Source organism: Hydrogenophaga sp. T66, assembly GCF_057219855.1.
In genome coordinates this window covers 810,034-831,250 of sequence record NZ_JBXVVX010000001.1, presented here as the reverse complement: position 1 = coordinate 831,250, position 21,217 = coordinate 810,034, and the positions used below count along the sequence as shown (strand labels likewise).

Here is a 21,217-nt window from a genome sequence, read left to right as displayed (position 1 = left end):
GCGCTCAGCCGCGCGGGTGGTGGGCCGCCACCACGGCCTTGAGGCGCTCGCGCGCCACGTGGGTGTAGATCGTGGTGGTGGAGATGTCGGCGTGGCCCAGCAGCAGCTGCACCGCGCGCAAGTCGGCGCCGTGGTTGAGCAGGTGGGTGGCGAAGGCGTGGCGCAGGGTGTGGGGCGACAGCGGCGCGGTGATGCCGGCCTGCAGCGCGTACTTGCGCACCAGCTGCCAGAACATCACCCGCGTCATCGCCTCGCCCGCGCGGCTGCCGCGCGCGGTGACGAAAAGGTCCTCGCCCGACTGACCGGCCAGGATGGCCGGCCGCCCTTCGGCGAGGTAGCGCTGCAGCCATTGACCCGCGACCTGGCCAAAAGGCACGAGCCGCTCCTTGTTGCCTTTGCCGGTCACGCGCAGCACGTGCTCGGCGAGGCCAAGGTGCCAGGTCTTGAGCGTGACCAGCTCGCTCACGCGCAGGCCGCTGGCGTACATGAGCTCAAGCATGGTGCGGTCGCGCAGGCCCAGCGGCGTGGTGGTGTCCGGTGCGGCGAGCAGCGCCTCCACCTGCGCCTCACTCAGCGTCTTGGGCACGCGCAACGGCTGCCGGGCGGGCGCCAGGCGCAGCGTGGGGTCGGCCCGGATGAGGCCTTCGCGCAGCGCCCAGCGGTAATAGCGGCGCAACACGGTCAAACGGCGGTTGGCGGTGGTGGCGCGGGTGGCCGCGTGGCGCGCGGCGAAGTAGCCGTGGATGTCGGATTCGCCCGCGTCCAGCAGCGTGCGGCCCTGGGCCGCGAGCCACTCGCCGAACAACACCAGGTCGCGGCGATAGGCATCGAGCGTGTTGCGCGCCAGGCCTTCTTCGAGCCAGAGCGCATCGACAAACGCCGCGGCCTGGTCGTGGGCGACCGGCGCGGCGGTTGAGGGAGCGGGGGCGGAGCCCGGGGCGGCCGGTGATGGCCGCCGCCGGCCCGCAACGCGGGTCATGCGAAGCCCGGGCTCAGTCGAGACGCAGCTTCTGCTTGTCGACGACCTGCTTGTAGACCTCGAACTCGGCCTTGATCTGGTCGGCGAACTGGGCCGGCGTGTTGGCCACGATCAGCGAGCCGGTGTCCTCGATGCGCTTCTTCACCGCCGGATCGGCCACGGCCTGCATGGCCGCCGCGTGGATCTTGTCGACCACCTCTTTCGGCAGGCCCTTCGGGCCGATCAGGCCGTAATAGGCCATGCGGTTCACCGGCTCCAGACCCACTTCCTTGAAGGTCGGCACATTGGGCATCGCCGCCACGCGCTGCGGCGCGGCCACCACGATGGCGATCAGGCGGCCGTCGCGGATGAAGGGCAGCGCCGACGGCAGGTTGTCAAAAATGATCGGCACCTGACCCCCCACCGTGTCGTTCAGCGCCGGGCCGGCGCCGCGGTACGGGATGTGGGTGATGAAGGTGCCGGTCAGGCTCTTGAACAGCTCGGTCTGCAGGTGACCGATGCCGCCGGTGCCGGAGGTGGCGTAGCTGTACTTGCCGGGGTTCTTTTTCAACTCGGCGAGGAAGCCCTTGTAGTCGCGCGCCGGGAAGCTGGGGTGCACGGCGATCACGTTCGGCGTGGCCGCGATGTTGGTGATCGGGGTGAAGTCGGTGAGCGTGTTGTAGGGAATCTTCGGGTTGATGGCCGGGTTGGCGGCGGTGGTGGACACCGTGGCCATGCCGATGGTGTAGCCGTCCGGCGCGCTGCGGGCCAGCTCGGTGGCGCCGATCACGCCGCCGCCACCGGCCTTGTTTTCCACCACCACGGACTGGCCCAGGATCTTGCCCAGCGGCTCGGCCATGACACGCGCGATGATGTCGGTCGTGCCGCCCGGGGCGAAGGGCACCTGCAGGCGGATGACCTTGTTGGGGTAGGCCTGCGCCAGCGCGATTCCGGGCAGGACCGTGGTGGCGAGGGCGGCGGCGGCGAGGAGGTGGCGACGTTGCATGAGCGTTTCCTTTTCTTGGTGTCGTGAAGAACGGTGGGTGAACGAACTCGCAGACAGAGACTGTAGCCGCCGATAAGTTGCGTTCGCTTTGGGGACACTACATAGGGGCAAACCCGCAAAGCGCGGCGGCGCAGCCGCTATCCTCGGCCGGTGAACTTCGCCCAGCTGCTCTTCCCCGACTTCTCGCTGATCCTGTGCGGCTACCTGGTCTGCCGCTTCACCGCGCTGAACCGGCGCGTGTGGGAGCAGGTGGAAAGCCTGGTGTACTACTTCCTTTTTCCGGTGCTGCTGTTCCACAGCATCGTCAAGCGGCCGCTGGACCTGCAGGCCGCCTCCAGCCTGATGGGCGCGGCGGTGGCGCTGGGGCTCGGTGCGATCGCCCTGGCCTACGCCCTGCCCCACCTGCCCGGGCTGCGGCGCCACCTTGACGCCCGCCTGCACGCCGCCAGCGCGCAGGTGGCGTTCCGCTTCAACTCGTTCATCGCGCTGGCGCTGGCGGACAAGCTGCTCGGCCCGCCGGGCCTGCAGATGATCGCGGTGATCATCGGCGTGTGTGTGCCGCTGTTCAACGTGGCGGCCGTGTGGCCCATGGCGCGCCAGGCGCAGCGCGGCTTCGCCCGCGAGCTGGTGCGCAACCCCTTGATCATCGCCACCGCCTCGGGGCTGGCGGCCAACCTGCTAGGTTTCGTCATGCCGGGCTGGCTGGAGCCGACCGTGCACCGCATCGGCCAGGCCTCGCTGGCCCTGGGCCTGATGGCCGCCGGCGCCGGCATGCAGCTCGGCACGCTCGCGCAGGCCCGCGCGCTGGGCGCGGCCGTGCTGACCATCAAGCACCTGGCCATGCCGGTCATGGCGTTCGGGCTGGCGCGCGCCTTTGCGCTGGACGCGGCGCAGACCACGGCGCTGCTGATGTTTTCGGCGGTGCCCACCGCGTCGAGCTGCTACGTGCTGGCCGCGCGCATGGGCTACCCCGGGGCTTACGTGGCCGGGCTGGTCACGCTGTCCACGCTGCTGGGCATGGTCAGCCTGCCGCTGGCGCTGGGGGTGCTGGGGGGCGGGTGAGCGACGGATGACGACCGGGTCAGCCGAGCGTTCGTCCGGGTCGGTTCGCGGTCACGGGGCCGGTCCGAGCAGCGCCAGGCGCCTGGCGAGACGGGCGGCCTCGGTCGCGTTCCCCGCGGCCAGCGCGCGCTCGCGCTGCACCTCCAGCCAGGCGCGCAGGGGTCGGCGCCAGCCCTGGGCCGAGGCCGTGTCCACCGCCATCGCCACGTCGTCGGCCGTGGCTTCGCCGCGACGCTGCTTTACCGCCGCGGCCACCAGGCGCGACAAGGGCGCGTCGATGCGCGACAGCGGCTCGCGCTGGGCGGCGGGCAGTCGCGCGCGGTCGGCGTCGGTCGCGGTGCCGGCGAGGTGGCGGGCGTAGGCGCGGTCGTCCTCGGTGGCGTCGGCGGCGAGCGCGTCAAACGCGGCGCAGGACTCCACCACCAGCGCCGCCGCGCGTACGGCGCAGCGATGCAGCTCGGCGCGGGCGACGCGGGCGGGATCGCCGGTGCGGGCCAGCGCGCCGCGCGCGATCGCGTGCTCCGCCTCGGCCACGCGGTCGTCGCCGCGCAGCCAGGCCGCGGTGCTGCGGTCGATCGCCCCGCGCGCGGTGAGCGCCCAGTCGGCCGGCGGTGGGCCGCTGGCGCAACCGGACAGCGCCATGGACAAAGCCAGGGCCACCCAAGCCGCACCGCCCACCGGGGTCACAGGACAGCGGCTCATGGCAACCTTACCTCGGTGTCGCGCGCGAACGGCCATTTGCGATTGACCTCCTGAATCAGTCCGTCCACCTGCCGCAGGCTGCTCTCCACCTGGGCGCGCAGGGCGGTGAGGTCGTTGCTGGCCTCGCGCGTGTTCGCCGCCACGCCCTCGGCCTGCACCAGCACCGCGTCCACCCGCAGCAGGCTCTGGCGCGCCTGACCCAGCAGGCCGTGGAGTTCGCGCACCGTGCCGCGCACCTCGCTCACCAGCCCATCGCGGCCCTCGGGGCCGTCCGGGCCTTCGCGGGCGCCCAGCAGCTGGCGGTCGGCGCGCGCGATCACGCCGTCGAGCCGGCGCGTCAGGGCGTCGGCGCGCGCCAGCAGCTGCCGGCTGCGCTCCACCGTCTCCAGCAGGCGGGCGGCGTCGGCCTCGTTGCCGGTGATGAGCGCGGCCGCGCCCTGCGGTCCGGCCAGCCGGCCGGTGGCCACCTCCACGTGGGCCAGGCTGCGCGCCAGCGGCGCGTCGGCGCGGGTGAGCGCGTTGAGTTGCTCCAGCAGCTCGCGCACCGCGGCGGTCAGCTTGGGGATCTCGGCGGCCGCGTCACCGCGCAGCACGGTGCGCTCCGCGCCGTCGGGCAGGGGCGGGTCGTCGAGCAGGCCGCTGTAGGCCCGCAGGCGCGTGCCGCCCACGAGGCTGCGCTCCAGGGTGAACACGCTGGACGTGCGCAGCCAGTGCGCGTTGCGGCGCGGCACGTCGATCAGCAGCCGGGCGTTGCCGTCGCGGCCCAGCTCCACGCGCGCCACGCGGCCGATGGCAAAGCCGGCGAAGGTGATGTCCTGCCCCACCGCCACGCCCTCGGCGTCGTCGGCGATCAACACGACCCGCTGCACCGGCTCAAACACGCCCCGCGCGTACAACACATACACCACCGATCCCACGACCAGCACCACCGCCAGCGCCAGCAGCGCCAGCGCCTTGAGCGCCAGGCGCGAGACGGGAACGTCCTCGTCGGCGAGGTGCAGCGGGTCGGTGGGCGTGGGGGTGGGGTCGGTCATGCGCGGATCGGAGGGCGGCGAAGGTTCAGGCGTAGTTGCCCAGCAGCGAGGCGATCTCCACCGCCAGCAACACCGAGAACAGGCGGGCGAAGGCGCCCAGGTCGCCGCGCGGGCCAAGGTGGCCGTCGGCGTCGGGCTGGGCCGCGGCCGCCAGCGGCACCACGGCCACCGCCAGCGCAAACCCGAGGGTCTTGAGGGCGAAGATCAGGCCGGTGCCCGGGCTGAATACCGCGCCCACCGCGTGGGTGTAGGCCGGCCAGCCCCAGGGCGAGAGGCCGTAGACGGTGAGGTAGGTCAGCAGCAGCGCCACCACGCCGCTGAGCGCGGCCAGCAGCACCACCGCGAACTGCGCCGCCAGCGCCGGCGCGAACAGCGCGTGCGCCAGCCGCGGCCGCGAGGGCAGCGGGCCGCCGCGGGCCTGCAGCGCCGACAGCCGCTGCCCCACGCGCTGCGCCTGCGGCAGCGCCAGCCGCAAGGCCACGAACAGCGCCGCAAACAGCGGGATGAGTTCGAGCACCAGGGTGCGCACCAGCACCTCCAGCGCGTACTGCGACAGGCCGTAGCTGGTCGCGGTGGCCACAACGATGCGGATCACCACCAGACTCACCAGCGAGGACAGCACCGTGAACCACGGCAGCAGCGGCGCCGCCCCACGCACCAGCGCCAGCAGCGCGGCGCGGCGCGTGGCGGTGTGGAAAAAGGTGGCCGGCGAGAGGGTGAGCGCCAGGATCTGCGCGCCCAGCTCCACCGTGTGCCACGCGGCGTGGGCGCGCGCACTCAAGGCGCGCGCCCAGCGCGCCAGCAGCGGATGCACGGAGACCACGGAATCCATGTAACCAATCATAGGCGCGGCACCGCACCACCGCGTGACGCCGGCGCCTGCGGCGGTGACCGGATGTGACCGCGCGCGCCCGGCCGGGGCTGGTGAAAACGCCCATGGGAAAAACCGCCCGCGCCCGGTTCAATCGGGCCATCGTGAACCCACCGCCCGGAGCCCCTTTCGCATGAGCCACCCGCTGCCGCCCGCCGTGCGCCGCCAGACCATCGCCGACGCCCTGCACCGCACCGCCCGCCGCCTGCCCGACAAGACCGCCATCGTCTGCGGCGACACCGTCTGGAGCTACGCCGATTTCGACGCGCTGGTCACCCGCCTGGCCGCCGGGCTCGTGCACATCGGCGTGGCCGAAGGCGACAAGGTAGCCGTGCTCGCCCGCAACTCCCACGCCTTCGCCGCGCTGCGCTTTGCCGTCGCCCGGCGTGGCGCGGTGCTGGTGCCGATCAACTTCATGCTCAAGGCCGACGAGGTGGCCTACATCCTGCGCCACGCCGGCGCGCGCACGCTGGCCACCGACAGTGGCCTGGCCGCCCTCGCCCGCGACGCCGCCGCGCGCGAGACCGCGGTCGAGCAATTCATCTGGCTGCCCGGCGAAGACCCGAGCGAGCCCGACGCGGCCATGCACCGCTTCGACCACCTCGCCGCCTGCGCCGACCCGCTGCCGCCGGTGGCGCTGCGCAGCACCGATCTGGCCCAGATCGTCTACACCAGCGGCACCGAGTCGATGCCCAAAGGCGCGATGCTCACGCACGACGCCGTGCTCTGGCAGTACGTGAGCTGCGTGATCAACGCCGAGATCGCCGAGGCCGACGTGGCGCTGCACGCGCTGCCGCTCTACCACTGCGCGCAGCTCGACGTGTTCTTCGGTCCGGCCGTCTACATCGGCAGCAGCAACGTGATCACCGGCAAGCCCGTGCCCGACCACCTGCTCAACCTGCTGGAGCGCCACCGCATCACCAGCTTCTTCGCGCCGCCCACGGTGTGGATCGCGCTGCTGCGCTCGCCGGTCTTTGATCCGGCCCGCCTGGCCACGCTGGCCAAGGGCTACTACGGCGCGTCCATCATGCCGGTGGAGGTGTTGAAGGAGCTGGCGTCGCGGCTGCCGGCGGTGCGGCTGTGGAACCTGTACGGCCAGACCGAGATCGCGCCGCTGGCGACCATGCTGTCGCCCGAGGACCAGCTGCGCAAGCCCGGCTCCTGCGGCAAGGCGGTGCTCAACGTGGAGACCCGCGTGGTGAATGACGCGATGGAGGACGTGGCCGTCGGTGAGGTCGGCGAGATCGTCCACCGCTCGCCGCACCTGATGCTGGGCTACTTCAACGACCCGGAGAAAACCGCCGCCGCCTTCGAGGGCGGCTGGTTTCACAGCGGCGATCTCGCCACGGTGGACGACGAGGGCTACATCACCGTCGTCGACCGCAAGAAAGACATGATCAAGACGGGCGGCGAAAACGTGGCCAGCCGCGAGGTGGAGGAAATGATCTACCGGCTGCCCGCGGTGAGCGAGGTGGCGGTGATCGGGCTGGCCGACCCGAAGTGGGTGGAGGCGGTGACCGCGGTGATCGTGGTCAAGGCCGGCCACGCGCTCACCGAGGCCGAGGTCGTGGCGCACTGCCAGACCCACATGGCCGGCTTCAAGGTGCCCAAGCGCGTGCACTTCACCGACACGCTGCCCAAGAACCCGAGCGGCAAGCTGCTCAAGCGCGAGCTGCGCCTGCGCTACGCCTGACTCAGCCAGCCGAGGGCCGCTGCGCCAGCGCCCAGGCCACGTGCTCGCGCACCAGCGGGCTCGGGTGGCCGGCGCGGGTGCGCAGCGCCTCGGCCAGCGCCGGGTCGCCGCGCTCGCGCCAGGCGTTGCCCAGCGCCACGGCGAGGTTGCGCAGCCAGCGCTCGTGGCCGATGCGGCGGATGGCGCTGCCTTCGGTGCGGCGCAGGAACTCGGCCTCGTCCCAGCCGAACAGCGCCACGAGCGTGGCACCGTCGAGCCCGTGGCGCGGGTCGAAGTCGGGCAGCGCGGAGCGGCGCGCGTACTTGTTCCACGGGCAGACCAGCTGGCAATCGTCGCAGCCGTAGATGCGGTTGCCCAGCGCCGGGCGCAGCGCCTCGGGGATCGGGCCGGCGTGTTCGATGGTGAGGTAGCTGATGCAGCGCCGCGCATCGAGCCGGTGGGGCGCCACGATCGCGCCGGTGGGGCAGGCGTCGAGGCAGGCGCTGCACTGGCCGCAGTGGTCGGTGGTGGGCTCGGTGGGCGGCAGGGCGAGGTCGGTGCAGATCTCGCCCAGGAAAAACATCGAGCCGCCTTCGCGCGAGAGCAGCAGCGTGTGTTTGCCCCGCCAGCCCAGCCCGCTGCGCTGGGCGAGTTCCACCTCCAGCAGCGGCGCCGAGTCGGTGAATACCCGGTGGCCGAACGGGCCCACCGCGGCCGCGAGGCGGTCGGCCAGCGCCTGCAGCCGCTGGCGCGCCACCTTGTGGTAATCCCGCCCGCGGGCATAGACCGACACGACCGCCTCGCCCGGGTCGGCCAGCCGCGCGGTCTCGCGGGCCACCCAGTCGTCGGGCGCGTGCCGCGGCAGGTAATCGAGCCGCGCGGTGATGACACTCACCGTGCCCGGCACCAGCTCGGCCGGGCGCGCGCGGGTGAGGCCATGGCGGGCCATGTAGGCCATCTCGCCGTGAAAGCCGGCGTCGAGCCAGGCCCGCAGGCCCGGCTCGGCGGTGGACAGGTCGACACCGGCCACCCCGATTTGGGAGAATCCCAGCTCCCGGCCCCAGGCCTGCACCTGCGAGACGAGTTGAGCAGCATCAATTCCGGCGTTCATGCGCCGCCGATTGTAGGAACGCCCTCCCCGAGCGAGGCCGCGTGGCGCGGCCGCTGGGACGACGAGGCCGACACCGAGGCCTTCGCGCGGCGCCTGGCCCAGCAGCCCGCGCTGGCCCACGCCACCCTCGCCCTGCACGGCGACCTCGGCGCGGGCAAGACCACCTTCGTGCGCCACCTGCTGCGCGCGCTGGGCGTGCGCGGGCGCATCAAGAGCCCGACCTACGCGGTCGTGGAGCCGCACAGCGCCATCGACTGCCCGCTCATGCCCGCCGGCGAGCCGCTGTCGATCTGGCACTTCGACTTCTACCGCTTCAACGACCCGCGCGAGTGGGAAGACGCGGGCTTTCGGGAACTGTTTGCCAGCCCCGGCCTCAAGCTGGTGGAGTGGCCCGAGCGGGCGGCCGGCTGGCTGCCCGCCATCGACCTGAGTCTGCACATCGAACCCGACGCCATGGACGCCGACTGCGAACACGACCACGCGCGCCGCGTGAGCGCCATCGCCCACACGCCCACCGGCCGGCTGCTGCTGGCCAGCCTGGCCGCATGATCGCCGGGCGCCGTTCGCTGCTGCGCGCGGGCACGCTGGTGCTGCTGCTCGGCCGCGCCCACATCGCGCGCGGCGCGAGCGTGCTGGCGGTGCGCCTGTGGCCCGCGGCCGACTACACGCGCGTGACCATCGAATCGGATGCCGCGCTCGTGGCGCGCCACACCTTCGTGCCCCAGCCGCCGCGGCTGGCGGTGGACATCGAAGGTCTGGACCTGTTGCCCAGCCTGCGCGAGCTGGTGGGCAAGCTCAAGGCCGACGACCCCAACATCGCCGGCATCCGCGTGGCGCAATACAGCGCCAACGTCGTGCGGCTGGTCATCGACCTCAAACAGCCGATCCAGCCGCAGGTGTTCCAGCTCGAACCCGTGGCCGCCTACCAGCACCGCCTCGTCTTCGACCTCTACCCCACCTCGCCGCCCGACCCGCTGGAGCAGCTGATCGCCGCGCGCATGAAGGAGCTCGACGAAGCCAGCGCCCGCGCCGCGCGGCTGCTCGGGCTGGAGACCGGGCCGCTGGCGGGCGTGACGCCCGAGCGCGCGGAGCCGGCCGACCCGCTGGGCGACCTGATCGCCCGGCAGGACAAGCCGCCCCGGCCCGCGTCGCCGTCGGCCCCCCCGGCCCCCGGGCCCCACCCGGGGCCGGACGCGGCCCCGCGCACCGCCCGGGCCCCCTCGCCCAGCGCCCGCGAGCGCGCCCGCACCGAGCGCCTCATCGTGGTCGCCCTCGACCCCGGCCACGGCGGCGAAGACCCCGGCGCCATCGGCCCCAACGGCACCCACGAGAAAGCCGTCGTGCTGCAGATCGCCAAAAAGCTGCGCGACCGCATCAACGGCAGCAGCGTCAACGGCAACCCCATGCGCGCCTTCATGACGCGCGACGCCGACTTCTTCGTGCCCCTGGGCACCCGCGTGGCCAAGGCCCAGCGCGTGCAGGCCGACCTGTTCATCAGCATCCACGCCGACGCCTTCTACTCGCCGCGCCCGCAAGGCGCCAGCATCTACGCCCTCAGCACCCGCGGCGCCAGCAGCGCCGCCGCCCGCTGGATGGCCGACAAGGAAAACAGCGCCGACCTCGTGGGCGGCATCAACGTCCGCACCAAAGACGCCACCCTGCAGCGCGCCCTGCTCGACATGAGCACCACCGCCCAGATCAACGACAGCCTCAAGCTCGGCGCCTCCATGCTCGGCGAGGTCGGCCGCGTCGGCCGCCTGCACAAGCCCCGCGTCGAACAGGCCAACTTCGCCGTGCTGCGCGCGCCCGACATCCCCAGCGTGCTCGTCGAGACCGCCTTCATCAGCAACCCCGACGAAGAACGCCGCCTCAACGACCCCGCCTACCAGGACGCGCTGGCCGACGCCCTGCTGCGCGGCATCAAACGCTACTTCGCGCAAAACCCGCCGCTCGCCCGCAACCGCCAGATCTGAGCGCGCGACGCCCCGCCCTCCCCACCCCCTCACCCGGCCCAACCATCCGGCCCCACCCAACCGGCACCCCCGGCCCCACCCCATGCCCCACCAATACACCGCCCGCCTCGTGTGGGAACGCGGCGACCAGCCCTTCACCGACAACAAATACAGCCGCCGCCACCGCCTCCGCTTCGACGGCGGCCTCGAGGTGCCCGCGTCCTCGTCACCACTGGTCGTGCCCCTGCCCTACTCCGACCCGCAGGCCATGGACCCCGAAGAAGCCTTCGTCGCCTCGCTCGCCAGCTGCCACATGCTATGGTTCCTGTCGATCGCCGTGCGCAGCGGCTTCACCGTCGACCGCTACGAAGACGACGCGGTCGGCGTCATGAGCGCCAACGAACGCCGCAAGTTCTTTGTGTCCCGCGTCACCCTGCGCCCCACCGTCACCTTCGCCGGCAACCGCCAACCCACCCCCGCCGAACTCCGCGAGATGCACCACGAAGCGCACGAAGAATGCTTTATTGCGAACTCGGTGAAGACGGAGGTGGTGGTGGAGGTGGGGTGAGGGTGTGAGAGGCAGTTGGTGCGTAATGCGCCGAAAGCCAGCCGAATAGTGGTGACTGCTATAGGCTGTGACCTGCTCGGCTTATTCGGACCATTCATTCCTGTAAGACGGCCCGGTTCGGAATGGGTGGATCGTGCAGTTGGTGATGCTTGAACTCGTGAGGGGTCATGTAGTCCAGGCTGCTGTGGGGGCGCACGGTGTTGTAGTGCTTGCGCCAGGCCTCGATGACGACGGCAGCCTCGCGGCGTGATCGGAACCACTCCAGTGATAGGCAGCCCCTCCTGTCCTTGCATGCCTAGAGTGCAATTGAGCAGAATGGCGCAGGCAGGCGGCACAGCCTGCGCATTCGTAGGGAGCCTCGTTTGTATTCTGAAGCCAACACACCTCCTCCTTCGCAAGCGCAGAACTTCTATCTGATTGCGGGCTTTCTGCTCATCGTGCTGGGGTTCGTGGTGCCCCAGGCAGTCAACTTCCCCTTGCCGCTGTCGTTGGCGGTCTCTGAGGTTGCCCGGGGGTTTGGGCAGCTGCTGCTTCCCTCAGTGGTGGCTTATCTCATCGTGCGCAACAGAGGACCCTTGGCGAAGGCCAAGGCGGTCTTTGTGGTGGGCGTCATCATGCTTTTGGTGTCGTTGAGCGTGTGGAACACGCAGCGCCAGATTCAGAACGAAGAGAAGGCTGCTGTGCGGGCTTACCTGCAGCAGATGGCGCAGCTCGACGCTCGATTCGAGAAGCAACTCGACGAGTCCATCGTTCGACTGTCAGAGATTGACCTTTCAGGAATCGGCAGGCCTGAGACCTTTGGTGATGAAGACGCCATTGCCCAGACTCTGCAGAACGCCAGGGCGTACAAAGCCGAGCTCAACAAGCGCATGGCTTTAGTTCAGGAGCACGAGAGAGAGCTCACTGCGTTGGTGCAATCGCAGACACATGCGCAAGTCCGGCGTGGCGCGCTAGAGTCCCTGCCCGCAGCTCTGAAGGAGACTCAGGACCTGCTTGGCCCGCTTGACCAGGTTCAGTCGGCTTATGCCGACGGCGCCATCAAGCTGATGGAGAAGGTCTGGGAGAACAGAAAAAGCATCGAATACACGAACGGGATGGTGGTAGCAAGCACACCGAAGCTGCGTCGCGAAGTTTTTGCGCTCGCTCAGGAACTGGACCGCGCGTACGAGGAAATGACAAAGGTGGGTGAGGACACTACCGTTCGGGCAAAAGCAGCAGTGGAAAAACGTAAAAAAGCGCAGCAGGAGCTAGAACAGCTGCTGCGCTGATCCACGCAAAAAATCAAACGACTTTTAGGAGAGGATGTATATGTCTGACGAGGTGCAAAGGCCCACGCCAAGCCCGGCGAAAAAACTGGGGTGGTGGTTGTTGGCGCTCGCGCTGGGCTCGCCGTTTGCTTTAGCCGGGCTTGAAATCATCAGTGTCGCGCAAGCGGGAGAGTTTCTTGTTTACGCAGGATTTGCCTGGCTGGTGGCGGCGGTCGTGATTGACCTGGTGACGAGAAAGAGGGACGCTGAGACAAAGGCAGTTGGTCGCATCGTCGCAGCGTTGTTGTCGCTCAGCGTAGTGCTGTTCTACAGCTTCAACGAATACCGCGACAGTCGAAAAGTCGACGCTGCTCAAAAAGAGTTGTTTGAGCAGTTGCTGGCGTCGTCTGCAGAAGCGGACAAGGCATTGCCGAAAGCCCCCTTGGCGCCTGCGGCACCGGTAGCGCCTTCAGCACCTGCGACCGCAGTGGTGGCCTCGGCAACGACCCCTCCGATGTCCTTGCCTGCGCCGCCAGTGGCGCAGCAACCCGCGAAGAAGCCGATGAGCGAGGCTGACCAGCGCGTCGCTCTGATGAACGCCTTCAAAGAGCGAGCCAAGGCATTTGCAGCGGATTCAGCTGCGCTTGACCGTAAATTCAACAGTGTGGACCTGATTTCGGTCCTGGCCCCTCAAAACGTCACAACGAAGGGAGGAATTGAGGCGTCTCGAAGAAAGCTCAATGCATTCAGAGCACTCATCGACGAACGAGACTTGATGGTTGCGCGGCATTTCGTCGTCTCGGAGGAAATCATCAAAGAAGCGGGCTTGTCTGAGACCGCTTATCTTGAAGTCATGAAAGGCTTCAACGCCGGCAAGGCGGAGGCTTATCGTGCGTATGGAAGTTTGACTAACGGACAAATAACGAGCATCAAAGCGTCTGAAAATATTCTCAGTTTTGCGGAGGCAAACTTGGGAAGCATCAGCGTTGCAAATAACCAGCTCTTGTTTGAGACGCAGGCGCAGCTGGATGAATATCAGCGACTCCTCAGCGTTTTGGAAGCGGCGGCGGATGAGGAAGACAAAGCCCGTGAGCGCGCGGCTGCGCTGATGCAAAAGAATCGGCAATCGTTGGCTCAGCAGATTCGATAGCGGCTGGTGGGGCGTGGTCAGGGGCCTGGCAGGACGAGGTGGCGGGGGGAGTGTTGCTCCTTGCGCTGGGGCTGGGGCTGCTGGTGTCGGGGGTGAAATGAAATCCGACGCCAAGCTCTTCACAGCAGCGTTTGCGCTCTACCTGGTTGGCGGTTTGCCGGGTATGACGGTGGTGGGGCTGGCCAGCACCGGCTTTGCCTTTGCGGTGGGCCGCGCTGCGAGTACTCATGTGTTTTCCTGACTCGGTCCGTCTGCAAGTAGCTCCCAACGGCCAGGCGCCCTGGTGTGTCGAGGAATGACGGCTATGCCCAATCCTGGGGTGGCGGCCGGCTCAGAATCCCCGGGCTCACCGGCGGCCCATGCAGCCCGTCGTCGTTGCAGCTGGGTGCTGATCAGGTGAGTGAGCTTCTCTGCGAGAAAGTGGTTGTCCTGCGGGGCCCGGCAATGCAGGCAGAGGTTGCAATACGGGAAGCGCGAGGGCTTTCCTCGATAGGTGGCCTGCTTCCCCAGGGGATTGAGCCCCTGGGCCATCAGCTCATCGTTGCTGATGCTCTCGTGCACGGCTTCCAACAGGTTGGAGAGCCTGGGTGGGGTGTAGACCGCCCGGTAGGTTCGCCCTTCGTAGAAGTCTTCAGGGGTTAGGGCGGTGCCCTCCGGTGCGGTGTCGCCGTGCTGGTGCTCCAGAACCTGTCGCACGGGTTTCTTGCAGGCCCAGCAGGCGTCCTCCAGGTACTCGACCAAGTGGGGCTTGCTCAGCAGCGGGGTGCTCCAGCGAACGCGCCGTTGCAGGAGCGCTCTCACGAATTGGGAGAGCTCCAGCGGATGGCTGGCCATGCCTGGGGGTTGCCCCACGGTGATGGGCAGGAGTTCAAACAGAGGTGTCTGCTCATCCAACAGGTAGCAGTCGCGCCGTGCCTTGTGGCCCATGAACCAGGCGCCGCGCACGCCCGAGGACTGATAGCGGCGTTGACGACGCGCTGTTTCTGCATCTGTCTGAGGCGACAGCTGCACTTCCAGCGCCAGCTTGGCCGTGCCCTTTTCGCAAAAAACATCGGCCACCCACACCTCTCCGTCTGGGGAGTGTCCTGGTCGCTCGGTGGTGACTTTCCAGCCCGCCTCCTGTGCGGCTTGAGCAATCAGCGTCTTGCAGTAGAGGTGCTCTGCGCTCTCCTGTGCCAGCGCGCACTGGCTGTTGCGCGCGTGGGCGAAAAACTGCGTGCCGCGGGAGCTGGTTTTTGGGATGGCGGGCACTCCACAGCACGCCATGAAGAGTCCGCGCTCGCGGTAACTCTGCTTGAGCTCAGCCCAGGCCTGCTCGTCCATGGAAAAAGCGTGCAGGTCTCCGGTGGGGCTGGCGGCGCGAAGCGGCATGGTCTGAGGCAGGCGTGGCCTGCGTTTTTTCAGGGGGCGAGGATGCCACGCGATTCGGCGTGCTCCTGCTCGAACGCCCTGATGTTGGCCCGCGCGCTTTCCTCCACGTCGTCAAAGCCGGATGGGAAGATGCGGGGTTGGCGCGCCAAACCCTGCAGAAACTCCAGGCGGCGCCGGTTGAAGGCTGAGCGTCGAAAGCCCTCATCAACCTCGATATCTTCTTCGAAGAAGTGTCGGTTTTCAAACCACACGAGCTCGTTGGCGGTCTCGAACTCCGTTCGGGTTGAGGCGAGGCTGCACAGGTCCAGCCCCTGGACCATTTCGCTCTCCGAGCAGCTGCCTTGGTGTGTGGCAGTCTCCTGGATGTATCGAGCCACGGTTGGGATGTGCACATCTGGGTGGATGGCGTAAGCAAAGCTCTTGAGCACAAGAACGGACTGCGCTTCGTTTTGCCCGCTCGGTGCCCCGGGAGCGTAGACCGCGTCGTGAAAAAGCAGCGCCAGGGCCTGCTCGGGGCTCAGGCGCAGGCCTCGGTCTGCGGCGCAGGCGAAGAGCTCGAACAGGTGCTCGCTGTTGTGAAAGTGCCGCCAGGGCTGGTCGTACAGGTTCAGCACCTGGGTGAGCGCTGGTGCGGAGAGCGTGGATGAGGGCAGGTAGTGCAGCAACGCGCCGATTTCCCAGGTGCGTACGGCTTGGAACTCGCGGGAAAACTTCTCCCGTGCCTGGGCACGCAGGGGCTTGGCCTGGCGAGGGTCTGCGCTGCGAAACAGCACAGCGGGCTCCGCGCTGGGCTCAAGCACGCAGTCGCTTTGAACTCGAACGAGCCAGCCGCCGGTGCGGTGCCGAAAGAGCGGGTCGAGGGTTGGGCGGGGCATAGAAGGCCTTCTACCGAAGCATCAAGACAAACAAAGGTACGGGGCCAGACCAAACGGGGACATTGTGACCAGCAAATGGCGCCGGCTCGCTAGGTGGCGGTTTTCGAGCGTCTGGTCAGCGCGGTCCTGTGCGATGTGCTGCCGGGGGAAGGTAGCATTCGGCTGAAGCTGGACTTGCGCGGTGCGGCGACCTGCTTGGACATCTTGCGTCACAAGGACGGTTTTGGCACGGATGTGCTGGATGCTGATGGCGGAGCGCTCACCAATGTTGTCAGCACGGGTCCGCGATGAGTCGCACCTCTCTGATTGTCTGGAGCAGGCGCTGTGAGAAGAGGGGTTCGGTACGGACGAGACGGACCCGCACTGCCCCGTGCTTGAGGTGCTGCAAGAGTCGTTTGCCTGAGGCCCTCTTGCCTCAGTCGGCTGGAACGCGGGACACTCTGACGAGCTGACGAGACAGTCAGCGTCGACGGAGAGAAGATTTGCCGACAAAAACCATTTTGGACTACAGCGGAGTGCTGGTCCGGGTGATGACCACCATCCAGGGCTACTACGAGACCCATGAGGAGTGGCCGGCCGTGCTTGCCGTGTACCCCGAAGCCGCGGCGGCGTTGATGACCAAGCACCTCACCCCGGACGGCTTGTTGCGGCTGCAGCGTCGCCTGCGCATTGAGGTCGGCAATGACGCAGAGATTGCCGTCAGCAGCACCTCGGGCGTGCGTTATCGCTATGGCGACAGCGACCTGCGCGGCGGGGTCGAGCCTGTCGTGGCATGGCTGGGGCTTGAGCTGCCGCCCGACGACTGGACCTAGGCCTCGCCCTCCTCCAGACGCAACTGCGCCACGCGCTCTTTCAGATACGCTGCCTGAGCCGCGGACTCAACGCCGCCGGCTTGGGCGAATACGCGCGCCCACAGGCCCGCTTTGCGCGCACCACCATGCAGCTCCTCCCAGGCGGTCTGCCACAGGCGGTCCTCATCGAGGGGCTTGGCAGCCATCGGGTTTGGCGCGACGCGGGGAGCGGGGACCGGGGGCGCCTCTGTCGGCGCAGGCACGCTTATCGGATGGGCCGCGGAAGCGTTGAGTGGGCCAGGCGCGGGAGCCGTCACGGGGCCGGGCTTGGGGATATCGCGCGGAGCTGGGGCATCGAACGGATTGACGCGCTTGACTTCGTCCTGGGCATCCGAGGCCTTGACACTGTGCTCGAAGGTCACCCGCACCCGCCGGGACATGTTCAGGTAGGCGGTCCAGGCCAGTCCTAGGACGATGGATGGAATCAGCGCCACCCCCAGTGCCTCGCCCGCTCCCGGCGAATCTGTGAGGATGCCAAAGAGGAAGGTGATGGGATAGAGGGTGAGCACCCCGATGGTGGCAGCGGGGCGAAACAGAAAACTTTTGGTGAACTGCAGGTACAGGAGCAGCACGGACAAGCCCAGCTTGTGGCTCAGGGACAGCACCACAAACGCCTTGGTGGCATTGTTTTGTCCCAGCAGCTCACCCAGCGTGAGATTCGCCGCGCTCGCAACGCTGTTGAGTGAACCGAGCTCTTGGATGGGCATCAACAAGACGCCCAGCGCAAACACCGCCAACAAGTTTTTGTTGCCATACAGGCGGTGCTGGCGGGCCTTCTCCGGCCCTAGATAAATCCACTTCGACATAGGGATCCTTCCTAGCTGGACAGTCTATCCAGCCGTGCTGGGAGGTGTCGAGCCTCTCAACTGAAACAAGCCCTGTTCGCGTCGGGCCTGCGGACTCACCATTTTTTTGCGTTGATCTCCTTGAGAACCTCGATGTCCAGATCGCGCTCGGTCAGCAGCTTCTTCAACCGCGCGTTCTCGACCTCCAGTGTCTTCAGGCGTTTGACGTCAGCAACGTCCATCTGTCCAAAGTGCTTGCGCAAGGCGTAGATGCTGGGTTCACTGACCTTGTGCTTCTTGGCGGCCTTGGCCACGCTGGTGCGCTCTGCTTCTCGCAGGATCGCGACCATCTGTTCTTCGCTGAATCGGCTCTTCCTCATGGGCTCCTCGCAGGTTGGGAGCCAACTTCCTAGAAACTATTGGACCGAAGAAACCGGGCAGGTCAGCTGGTAGCGGACTTCCAGCGTCACTGCTTCATCAGCAAGTAGTGGCTTTAAGAGTCCTGCAAATAGCATCAATCTAAGTTGTGTGAGTAGGGCCAGATCCCGAACAGCAGACATTCAACCCCTGCTTCCAAGGGTAGCAAGATACGGTGATCCCATGGACCGCCTCTTGATCGCGTGCGCGGATGTCGGCTCGGTGTCCAACGGAAATTTTGGCTGGGCTGACAGCGACGGTTTCGGAGGTATAAAGCCTTCCGGGCTCGTTAGCCGTGCCACTGCCGCGTTAGCCGCGGGACGGCCCGTTGCCCTAGGCTTTGAGTGCCCCCTCTTTGTTCCACTGCCCGAGGCTGAAGACCAACTTGGGAAGGGCCGTATTGGCGAAGGCAGTCGGGCCTGGTCAGCGGGGGCAGGATGCGGAGCTTTGGCCACCGGGCTTGTCCAAGCTGTTTGGACCCTTGCTGAGATCCGAAAGCAGTGTCCCCCCTCCCGCCGAGCCCACCTCGACTGGGACGGATTTGAAGCCGCTGGTTGCGACTTGCTGGTGTGGGAAGCGTTCGTCTCAGGTGCGAACAAAGGATCGAGCCATGTTGCCGATGCTAGGCTCGCGGTCGAAGCTTTTGCTGCAAGATTGCCTCGGCCAGAAACCGAGATCCAAGCGATAAATCCAATTTCGCTAGCAGGTTTCGCGTTGCTGCGAGCAGGATGGCCAGTTGAGATCGACGTCCTGAACCTTCCATGTCTAGTCATCAAGGCTTGACCAAAAGCGAGGGCCACCGCAACTTGCACACTTGGTTTCCCCTGAGGCTGGTGACTGCTGTGTGGTGATGACCGCGCCTCCCGGTAGCATCGCCCAGCGACCGCAATCGCTGCAAACCAGCCCTCCGCCCCCTCACACCGGATAAATCAACGAGTTCAACACCATCTCGCTGTCGTACACGCAGCGCCGGTGCAGGAGTTTCCAGCCGGCGTCGGTGATGACGAAGGCGTCGAGGTAGCGGCCGACCTGGTAGACCTCGCTGGTGGCGCCGGGTTTGGTGCGGAAGACGGCGTAGTTGGCCTCGGCGCGCACGGGGTCGTCGGGGGTGCCGGCGCCGTCGTGGGTGATGCGGGCGGGGGCGATGACGTGGCGGGTGTAGTAGGGGGCGTGGTAGATGGTCTGGGTGGCGCCGGTGACGCGGTCGCGCAGCATGGCCTGGCTTTCCAGCGCGAGCAGACACAGCGGCAGGCCGCGCTCGTGGTTTTCGCGGGCCTGCACGCGGTACTGCCCGTCCGCCACGAAGCACTCGGGCCACTCGGCGAAGCGGCGCTGGTCGAGCAGGTCGGCGTAGGCGGCGTTGAAGCGGTCGATGGCGTGGTGGCGCAGGGCGCGCTGGAGATCGGCGTCGAGCGCGGGGGCGGTGTCGGTGGCGGGGTGCATGGGCGGCGCGGGGCTCAGAGGTTCATGGTCTTGCGCCAGTAGGCGTACATCGAGCGGATGAGCGTTTCGGTGACCATGTGTTCGGTGGGCGGCTGGCCCACGCTGTCGGCCTTGCCGCCGAGTTCGACGACGGTGTGGCCGTCTTCGCCCCACTGGCGGAAGCCGTCCTGGCTGAACTCGATCACCTCGCCGTCGTCGGCGCTGACGAAGCCGGCCGGGCCGAACAGGTTGGCCTGGCGCAGGCGGCGGGTGGTCATGGCCTCGTCGTCGTCGGCGAAGCCGATGTGGGTCCACACGAAGTCGAACTCGCCGGGACCGCGCGGCACGATCTGGCGCGTGGAGATGGAGTTGACCTGCTGCTGGATGATCACGCCCGGGAAGAGCGTGATCATGGTGACGGTGGGGGTGATGGTCTGACCGGGGTTCTGCGGGTCGGGGATGGTCCACCACGGCTCGGGCACCACGTCGAGCAGGCGCGGGTCGTTGAGCGTCATGTTGGCCTTGAAGCTGGTCACGCCTTCGGTGACGGCGCGGTTTTCGCCGCCGTCGTTGCGGCGGCTGATCATCACGGCGTGGCGGCCGTGGCTGTCCATGACCATGCGGCTTTTCTGGTCGGCGCGCCACAGGCCGAAGGTGACGAACCAGGTGTGCAGCAGGCCCGGGTGGTACGGGTCCTTGATGTTTTCCATCATCAGCTTCCAGTTGCCCGGAATGCGCTGGCGGTTGTAGCCGAGCAGCGTGGGTTCGCGGCCGGCAAACACGCGGTCGATCCAGGGGCGCAGCTGGGGGCCGATGTAGTCGTCAAAGGACTCGGCCTCGTCGCTGAAGGTGGCGAACACGAGGCCGTGAAGCACGGCCACGCGCAGCTTGGTCAGGCCGTTGCGGCTGAGGTCGAAGTCGGGCGGCATGCCGCCGTTGACGCAGTCGCCGTCTTTCACGCCGTCCTTGAACGGCAGCCCGGCGAGGTCGCCGTTGAGCTTGTAGGTCCACTGGTGGTAGGGGCAGACGAAGCTGCGGGCGTTGCCCACCTGCCCGTCCATGGGCGGCTGGCAGAAGCGCACGCCGCGGTGCGCGCAGCGGTTTTCCACCACGCGGATGCCGTGGTCGGTGGCGCGATCCTTGGGCGCCACGCGGTCTCTCACCATGATCACCTGCCGCTCGCCCACCCAGCCGAGCTTGTAGTCGCCGGTGTGGGGGATCTCGGCGGTGAGGCCGACGTAGCTCCAGTGGGGCCCGTAGAAGAGGCGGTCGAGCTCGCGGCGGTAGAGGTCGGCGTCGGTGTAGGCCCAGAAGGGCACGCGGTGGGTGCCGCGGTCGTGCCAGCGAACGAGTTGCTCGGGTGCGTTCATGTCTCCTCGCACGGTGGTGTCGTGCGAAAAATGATACGCCTACTTATCAATTTCAACCAGCGGGGCTGCGCCGGTCTGCGGCCTGCGACCTGAGATCGGCGGCCGGCGCCGGGGCTCAGGCCGCCGCGTCGGCGCGGCGCGCGCGCCAGGCGCCGGCGATGGCGATCAGGCCCGGGATGATGATCAGCGCCCAGATGATCTTGCTCAGGTTGGCCTGCACCCAGGGCAGGTTGCCAAACCAGTAGCCCGCGCTGGTGAGGCCCACCACCCAGATCAGCGCGCCGATCACGTTGTAGGCGGTGAACTTGCCGCGGCTCATGGCCGCCACGCCGGCCACGAAGGGCGCGAAGGTGCGGATGAAGGGCATGAAGCGGGCGATGATGATGGTGATGCCGCCGTGGCGCTCGTAGAAGGCGTGGGCCTGGTCAAAGGCGCGGCGGTTGAAGAAGCGCGAGTTCTCCCACTGAAACACCTTGGGGCCCACGTAGCGGCCCACCGAGTAGTTCACCTGGTCGCCCAGGATGGCCGCGGCCACCAGCAGGCCCATGGCCAGCGGCAGGCTCATCAGCCCGGCGCCGCACAGCGCGCCCACCACGAACAGCAGCGAGTCGCCGGGCAGAAACGGCATGACCACCACGCCGGTTTCGGTGAAGACGATCAGGAACAGCAGCGCGTACACCCAGGCGCCGTAAGCCAGCACGAAGGCTTGCAGGTGCTTGTCCACGTGCAGGATGAAATCGACGAGGAAGGTCAGCAGTTCCATGCGGCCGGATTATCCGCGGGCGCTGCCTAC

At 67.7% G+C, this 21,217-nt stretch carries 21 protein-coding genes and 2 pseudogenes; 9 read left to right on the top strand and 14 right to left on the bottom strand.

Annotated features, from left to right (window positions below; translation table 11 throughout):
* Positions 1 to 4: 4 nt before the first annotated feature.
* On the bottom strand, positions 5 to 979 hold the full coding sequence (gene xerD, locus AC2D80_RS03850; RefSeq protein WP_484631655.1) for a site-specific tyrosine recombinase XerD: 975 nt from the start codon (positions 977 to 979) through the stop codon (positions 5 to 7).
* A 13-nt stretch (positions 980 to 992) separates the two neighbouring features.
* A complete protein-coding gene (locus AC2D80_RS03845; RefSeq protein WP_484631654.1) occupies positions 993 to 1,964 on the bottom strand; it encodes a tripartite tricarboxylate transporter substrate binding protein BugE in 972 nt (323 codons plus the stop codon).
* Between the two features lie 150 nt (positions 1,965 to 2,114).
* Here AC2D80_RS03845 and AC2D80_RS03840 point away from each other — a divergent pair, with 150 nt between their 5' ends.
* The gene (locus AC2D80_RS03840; RefSeq protein ID WP_484631653.1) at positions 2,115 to 3,026 is read left to right on the top strand and encodes an AEC family transporter; all 912 of its coding nucleotides are present in this window, start codon (positions 2,115 to 2,117) and stop codon (positions 3,024 to 3,026) included.
* A 51-nt stretch (positions 3,027 to 3,077) separates the two neighbouring features.
* Here the strand turns inward: AC2D80_RS03840 and AC2D80_RS03835 are convergent, their stop codons facing one another.
* Genes AC2D80_RS03835 through AC2D80_RS03825 form a run of 3 tightly spaced genes read right to left on the bottom strand, consistent with a single transcriptional unit; the run spans position 3,078 to position 5,594 of the window.
* Positions 3,078 to 3,728, bottom strand: coding sequence for a hypothetical protein (locus AC2D80_RS03835; RefSeq protein ID WP_484631652.1), 651 nt, complete (start codon positions 3,726 to 3,728; stop codon positions 3,078 to 3,080).
* The gene (locus tag AC2D80_RS03830) at positions 3,725 to 4,762 is read right to left on the bottom strand and encodes an MlaD family protein (RefSeq protein ID WP_484631651.1); all 1,038 of its coding nucleotides are present in this window, start codon (positions 4,760 to 4,762) and stop codon (positions 3,725 to 3,727) included. Before AC2D80_RS03830 ends, AC2D80_RS03835 begins: the two co-directional genes overlap by 4 nt.
* Before the next feature lie 25 nt (positions 4,763 to 4,787).
* Positions 4,788 to 5,594 carry an ABC transporter permease gene (locus AC2D80_RS03825; RefSeq protein ID WP_484631650.1) on the bottom strand — a complete coding sequence of 269 codons (807 nt, stop codon included), beginning with the start codon at positions 5,592 to 5,594 and terminating at the stop codon, positions 4,788 to 4,790.
* Positions 5,595 to 5,766: 172 nt separating this feature from the next.
* Here AC2D80_RS03825 and AC2D80_RS03820 point away from each other — a divergent pair, with 172 nt between their 5' ends.
* Positions 5,767 to 7,326 (top strand): acyl-CoA synthetase, encoded by a 1,560-nt coding sequence (locus tag AC2D80_RS03820; protein ID WP_484631649.1) that lies wholly within the window; start codon positions 5,767 to 5,769, stop codon positions 7,324 to 7,326.
* Position 7,327: 1 nt separating this feature from the next.
* Here AC2D80_RS03820 and queG read toward each other — a convergent pair whose 3' ends face one another.
* Positions 7,328 to 8,416 carry a tRNA epoxyqueuosine(34) reductase QueG gene (gene queG / locus AC2D80_RS03815; protein ID WP_484631648.1) on the bottom strand — a complete coding sequence of 363 codons (1,089 nt, stop codon included), beginning with the start codon at positions 8,414 to 8,416 and terminating at the stop codon, positions 7,328 to 7,330.
* Here queG and tsaE point away from each other — a divergent pair.
* The 3 genes from tsaE to AC2D80_RS03800 all read left to right on the top strand — a co-directional run bounded on the left by tsaE (position 8,399) and on the right by AC2D80_RS03800 (position 10,936).
* Positions 8,399 to 8,965 (top strand): tRNA (adenosine(37)-N6)-threonylcarbamoyltransferase complex ATPase subunit type 1 TsaE, encoded by a 567-nt coding sequence (gene tsaE / locus AC2D80_RS03810; protein ID WP_484632638.1) that lies wholly within the window; start codon positions 8,399 to 8,401, stop codon positions 8,963 to 8,965. The two genes, queG and tsaE, sit on opposite strands and share 18 nt — an antisense overlap.
* Positions 8,962 to 10,389, top strand: a complete 1,428-nt coding sequence (locus AC2D80_RS03805; RefSeq protein WP_484631647.1) for an N-acetylmuramoyl-L-alanine amidase — start codon at positions 8,962 to 8,964, stop codon at positions 10,387 to 10,389. The genes tsaE and AC2D80_RS03805 overlap by 4 nt, the downstream gene beginning before the upstream one ends.
* An 82-nt stretch (positions 10,390 to 10,471) precedes the next feature.
* Entirely contained in the window at positions 10,472 to 10,936 is a 465-nt protein-coding gene (locus AC2D80_RS03800) for an OsmC family protein (protein WP_484631646.1), read from the top strand.
* Positions 10,937 to 11,030: 94 nt separating this feature from the next.
* Here AC2D80_RS03800 and AC2D80_RS03795 read toward each other — a convergent pair.
* Positions 11,031 to 11,225 (bottom strand): annotated as a pseudogene (locus AC2D80_RS03795) (integrase core domain-containing protein); the annotation flags it as partial.
* Between the two features lie 73 nt (positions 11,226 to 11,298).
* Here AC2D80_RS03795 and AC2D80_RS03790 point away from each other — a divergent pair.
* The 3 genes from AC2D80_RS03790 (at position 11,299) to AC2D80_RS03780 (ending at position 13,574) form a co-directional block, all read left to right on the top strand.
* On the top strand, positions 11,299 to 12,204 hold the full coding sequence (locus tag AC2D80_RS03790; RefSeq protein ID WP_484631645.1) for a hypothetical protein: 906 nt from the start codon (positions 11,299 to 11,301) through the stop codon (positions 12,202 to 12,204).
* A gap of 40 nt (positions 12,205 to 12,244) precedes the next feature.
* Positions 12,245 to 13,333 carry a hypothetical protein gene (locus AC2D80_RS03785; protein ID WP_484631644.1) on the top strand — a complete coding sequence of 363 codons (1,089 nt, stop codon included), beginning with the start codon at positions 12,245 to 12,247 and terminating at the stop codon, positions 13,331 to 13,333.
* Between the two features lie 97 nt (positions 13,334 to 13,430).
* The gene (locus AC2D80_RS03780; RefSeq protein WP_484631643.1) at positions 13,431 to 13,574 is read left to right on the top strand and encodes a hypothetical protein; all 144 of its coding nucleotides are present in this window, start codon (positions 13,431 to 13,433) and stop codon (positions 13,572 to 13,574) included.
* Here the strand turns inward: AC2D80_RS03780 and AC2D80_RS03775 are convergent.
* Together AC2D80_RS03775 and AC2D80_RS03770 are read right to left on the bottom strand one after the other, a co-directional pair.
* Positions 13,559 to 14,704, bottom strand: a complete 1,146-nt coding sequence (locus AC2D80_RS03775; protein WP_484631641.1) for a competence protein CoiA — start codon at positions 14,702 to 14,704, stop codon at positions 13,559 to 13,561. The genes AC2D80_RS03780 and AC2D80_RS03775 overlap by 16 nt on opposite strands.
* A gap of 29 nt (positions 14,705 to 14,733) precedes the next feature.
* Entirely contained in the window at positions 14,734 to 15,579 is an 846-nt protein-coding gene (locus AC2D80_RS03770) for a hypothetical protein (protein WP_484631640.1), read from the bottom strand.
* Between the two features lie 500 nt (positions 15,580 to 16,079).
* Between AC2D80_RS03770 and AC2D80_RS03765 the strand changes: the two genes are divergently transcribed.
* On the top strand, positions 16,080 to 16,391 hold the full coding sequence (locus AC2D80_RS03765; RefSeq protein WP_484631639.1) for a hypothetical protein: 312 nt from the start codon (positions 16,080 to 16,082) through the stop codon (positions 16,389 to 16,391).
* Here AC2D80_RS03765 and AC2D80_RS03760 read toward each other — a convergent pair.
* The 5 genes and pseudogenes from AC2D80_RS03760 to AC2D80_RS03740 form a co-directional block, all read right to left on the bottom strand.
* The gene (locus AC2D80_RS03760; protein ID WP_484631638.1) at positions 16,388 to 17,236 is read right to left on the bottom strand and encodes a DUF2569 family protein; all 849 of its coding nucleotides are present in this window, start codon (positions 17,234 to 17,236) and stop codon (positions 16,388 to 16,390) included. The genes AC2D80_RS03765 and AC2D80_RS03760 overlap by 4 nt on opposite strands.
* 78 nt (positions 17,237 to 17,314) lie before the next feature.
* Positions 17,315 to 17,595, bottom strand: a pseudogene (locus AC2D80_RS03755) (transposase); the annotation flags it as partial.
* A 952-nt stretch (positions 17,596 to 18,547) separates the two neighbouring features.
* Positions 18,548 to 19,075, bottom strand: coding sequence for an aromatic-ring-hydroxylating dioxygenase subunit beta (locus AC2D80_RS03750; RefSeq protein ID WP_484631637.1), 528 nt, complete (start codon positions 19,073 to 19,075; stop codon positions 18,548 to 18,550).
* A 14-nt stretch (positions 19,076 to 19,089) separates the two neighbouring features.
* On the bottom strand, positions 19,090 to 20,424 hold the full coding sequence (locus AC2D80_RS03745; RefSeq protein ID WP_484631636.1) for an SRPBCC family protein: 1,335 nt from the start codon (positions 20,422 to 20,424) through the stop codon (positions 19,090 to 19,092).
* Between the two features lie 115 nt (positions 20,425 to 20,539).
* The gene (locus AC2D80_RS03740) at positions 20,540 to 21,187 is read right to left on the bottom strand and encodes a DedA family protein (RefSeq protein WP_484631635.1); all 648 of its coding nucleotides are present in this window, start codon (positions 21,185 to 21,187) and stop codon (positions 20,540 to 20,542) included.
* Positions 21,188 to 21,217: the final 30 nt, after the last annotated feature.

What these genes read in the sequence shown, in the direction of transcription:
- xerD (WP_484631655.1), bottom strand. Translation starts at nt 979, where the DNA reads ATGACCCGCGTTGCGGGCCGGCGGCGGCCATCACCGGCCGCCCCGGGC.
- AC2D80_RS03845 (WP_484631654.1), bottom strand. Translation starts at nt 1,964, where the DNA reads ATGCAACGTCGCCACCTCCTCGCCGCCGCCGCCCTCGCCACCACGGTC.
- AC2D80_RS03835 (WP_484631652.1), bottom strand. Translation starts at nt 3,728, where the DNA reads ATGAGCCGCTGTCCTGTGACCCCGGTGGGCGGTGCGGCTTGGGTGGCC.
- AC2D80_RS03830 (WP_484631651.1), bottom strand. Translation starts at nt 4,762, where the DNA reads ATGACCGACCCCACCCCCACGCCCACCGACCCGCTGCACCTCGCCGAC.
- AC2D80_RS03825 (WP_484631650.1), bottom strand. Translation starts at nt 5,594, where the DNA reads ATGGATTCCGTGGTCTCCGTGCATCCGCTGCTGGCGCGCTGGGCGCGC.
- AC2D80_RS03820 (WP_484631649.1), top strand. Translation starts at nt 5,767, where the DNA reads ATGAGCCACCCGCTGCCGCCCGCCGTGCGCCGCCAGACCATCGCCGAC.
- queG (WP_484631648.1), bottom strand. Translation starts at nt 8,416, where the DNA reads ATGAACGCCGGAATTGATGCTGCTCAACTCGTCTCGCAGGTGCAGGCC.
- AC2D80_RS03805 (WP_484631647.1), top strand. Translation starts at nt 8,962, where the DNA reads ATGATCGCCGGGCGCCGTTCGCTGCTGCGCGCGGGCACGCTGGTGCTG.
- AC2D80_RS03800 (WP_484631646.1), top strand. Translation starts at nt 10,472, where the DNA reads ATGCCCCACCAATACACCGCCCGCCTCGTGTGGGAACGCGGCGACCAG.
- AC2D80_RS03785 (WP_484631644.1), top strand. Translation starts at nt 12,245, where the DNA reads ATGTCTGACGAGGTGCAAAGGCCCACGCCAAGCCCGGCGAAAAAACTG.
- AC2D80_RS03780 (WP_484631643.1), top strand. Translation starts at nt 13,431, where the DNA reads ATGAAATCCGACGCCAAGCTCTTCACAGCAGCGTTTGCGCTCTACCTG.
- AC2D80_RS03775 (WP_484631641.1), bottom strand. Translation starts at nt 14,704, where the DNA reads ATGCCGCTTCGCGCCGCCAGCCCCACCGGAGACCTGCACGCTTTTTCC.
- AC2D80_RS03770 (WP_484631640.1), bottom strand. Translation starts at nt 15,579, where the DNA reads ATGCCCCGCCCAACCCTCGACCCGCTCTTTCGGCACCGCACCGGCGGC.
- AC2D80_RS03760 (WP_484631638.1), bottom strand. Translation starts at nt 17,236, where the DNA reads ATGTCGAAGTGGATTTATCTAGGGCCGGAGAAGGCCCGCCAGCACCGC.
- AC2D80_RS03750 (WP_484631637.1), bottom strand. Translation starts at nt 19,075, where the DNA reads ATGCACCCCGCCACCGACACCGCCCCCGCGCTCGACGCCGATCTCCAG.
- AC2D80_RS03745 (WP_484631636.1), bottom strand. Translation starts at nt 20,424, where the DNA reads ATGAACGCACCCGAGCAACTCGTTCGCTGGCACGACCGCGGCACCCAC.
- AC2D80_RS03740 (WP_484631635.1), bottom strand. Translation starts at nt 21,187, where the DNA reads ATGGAACTGCTGACCTTCCTCGTCGATTTCATCCTGCACGTGGACAAG.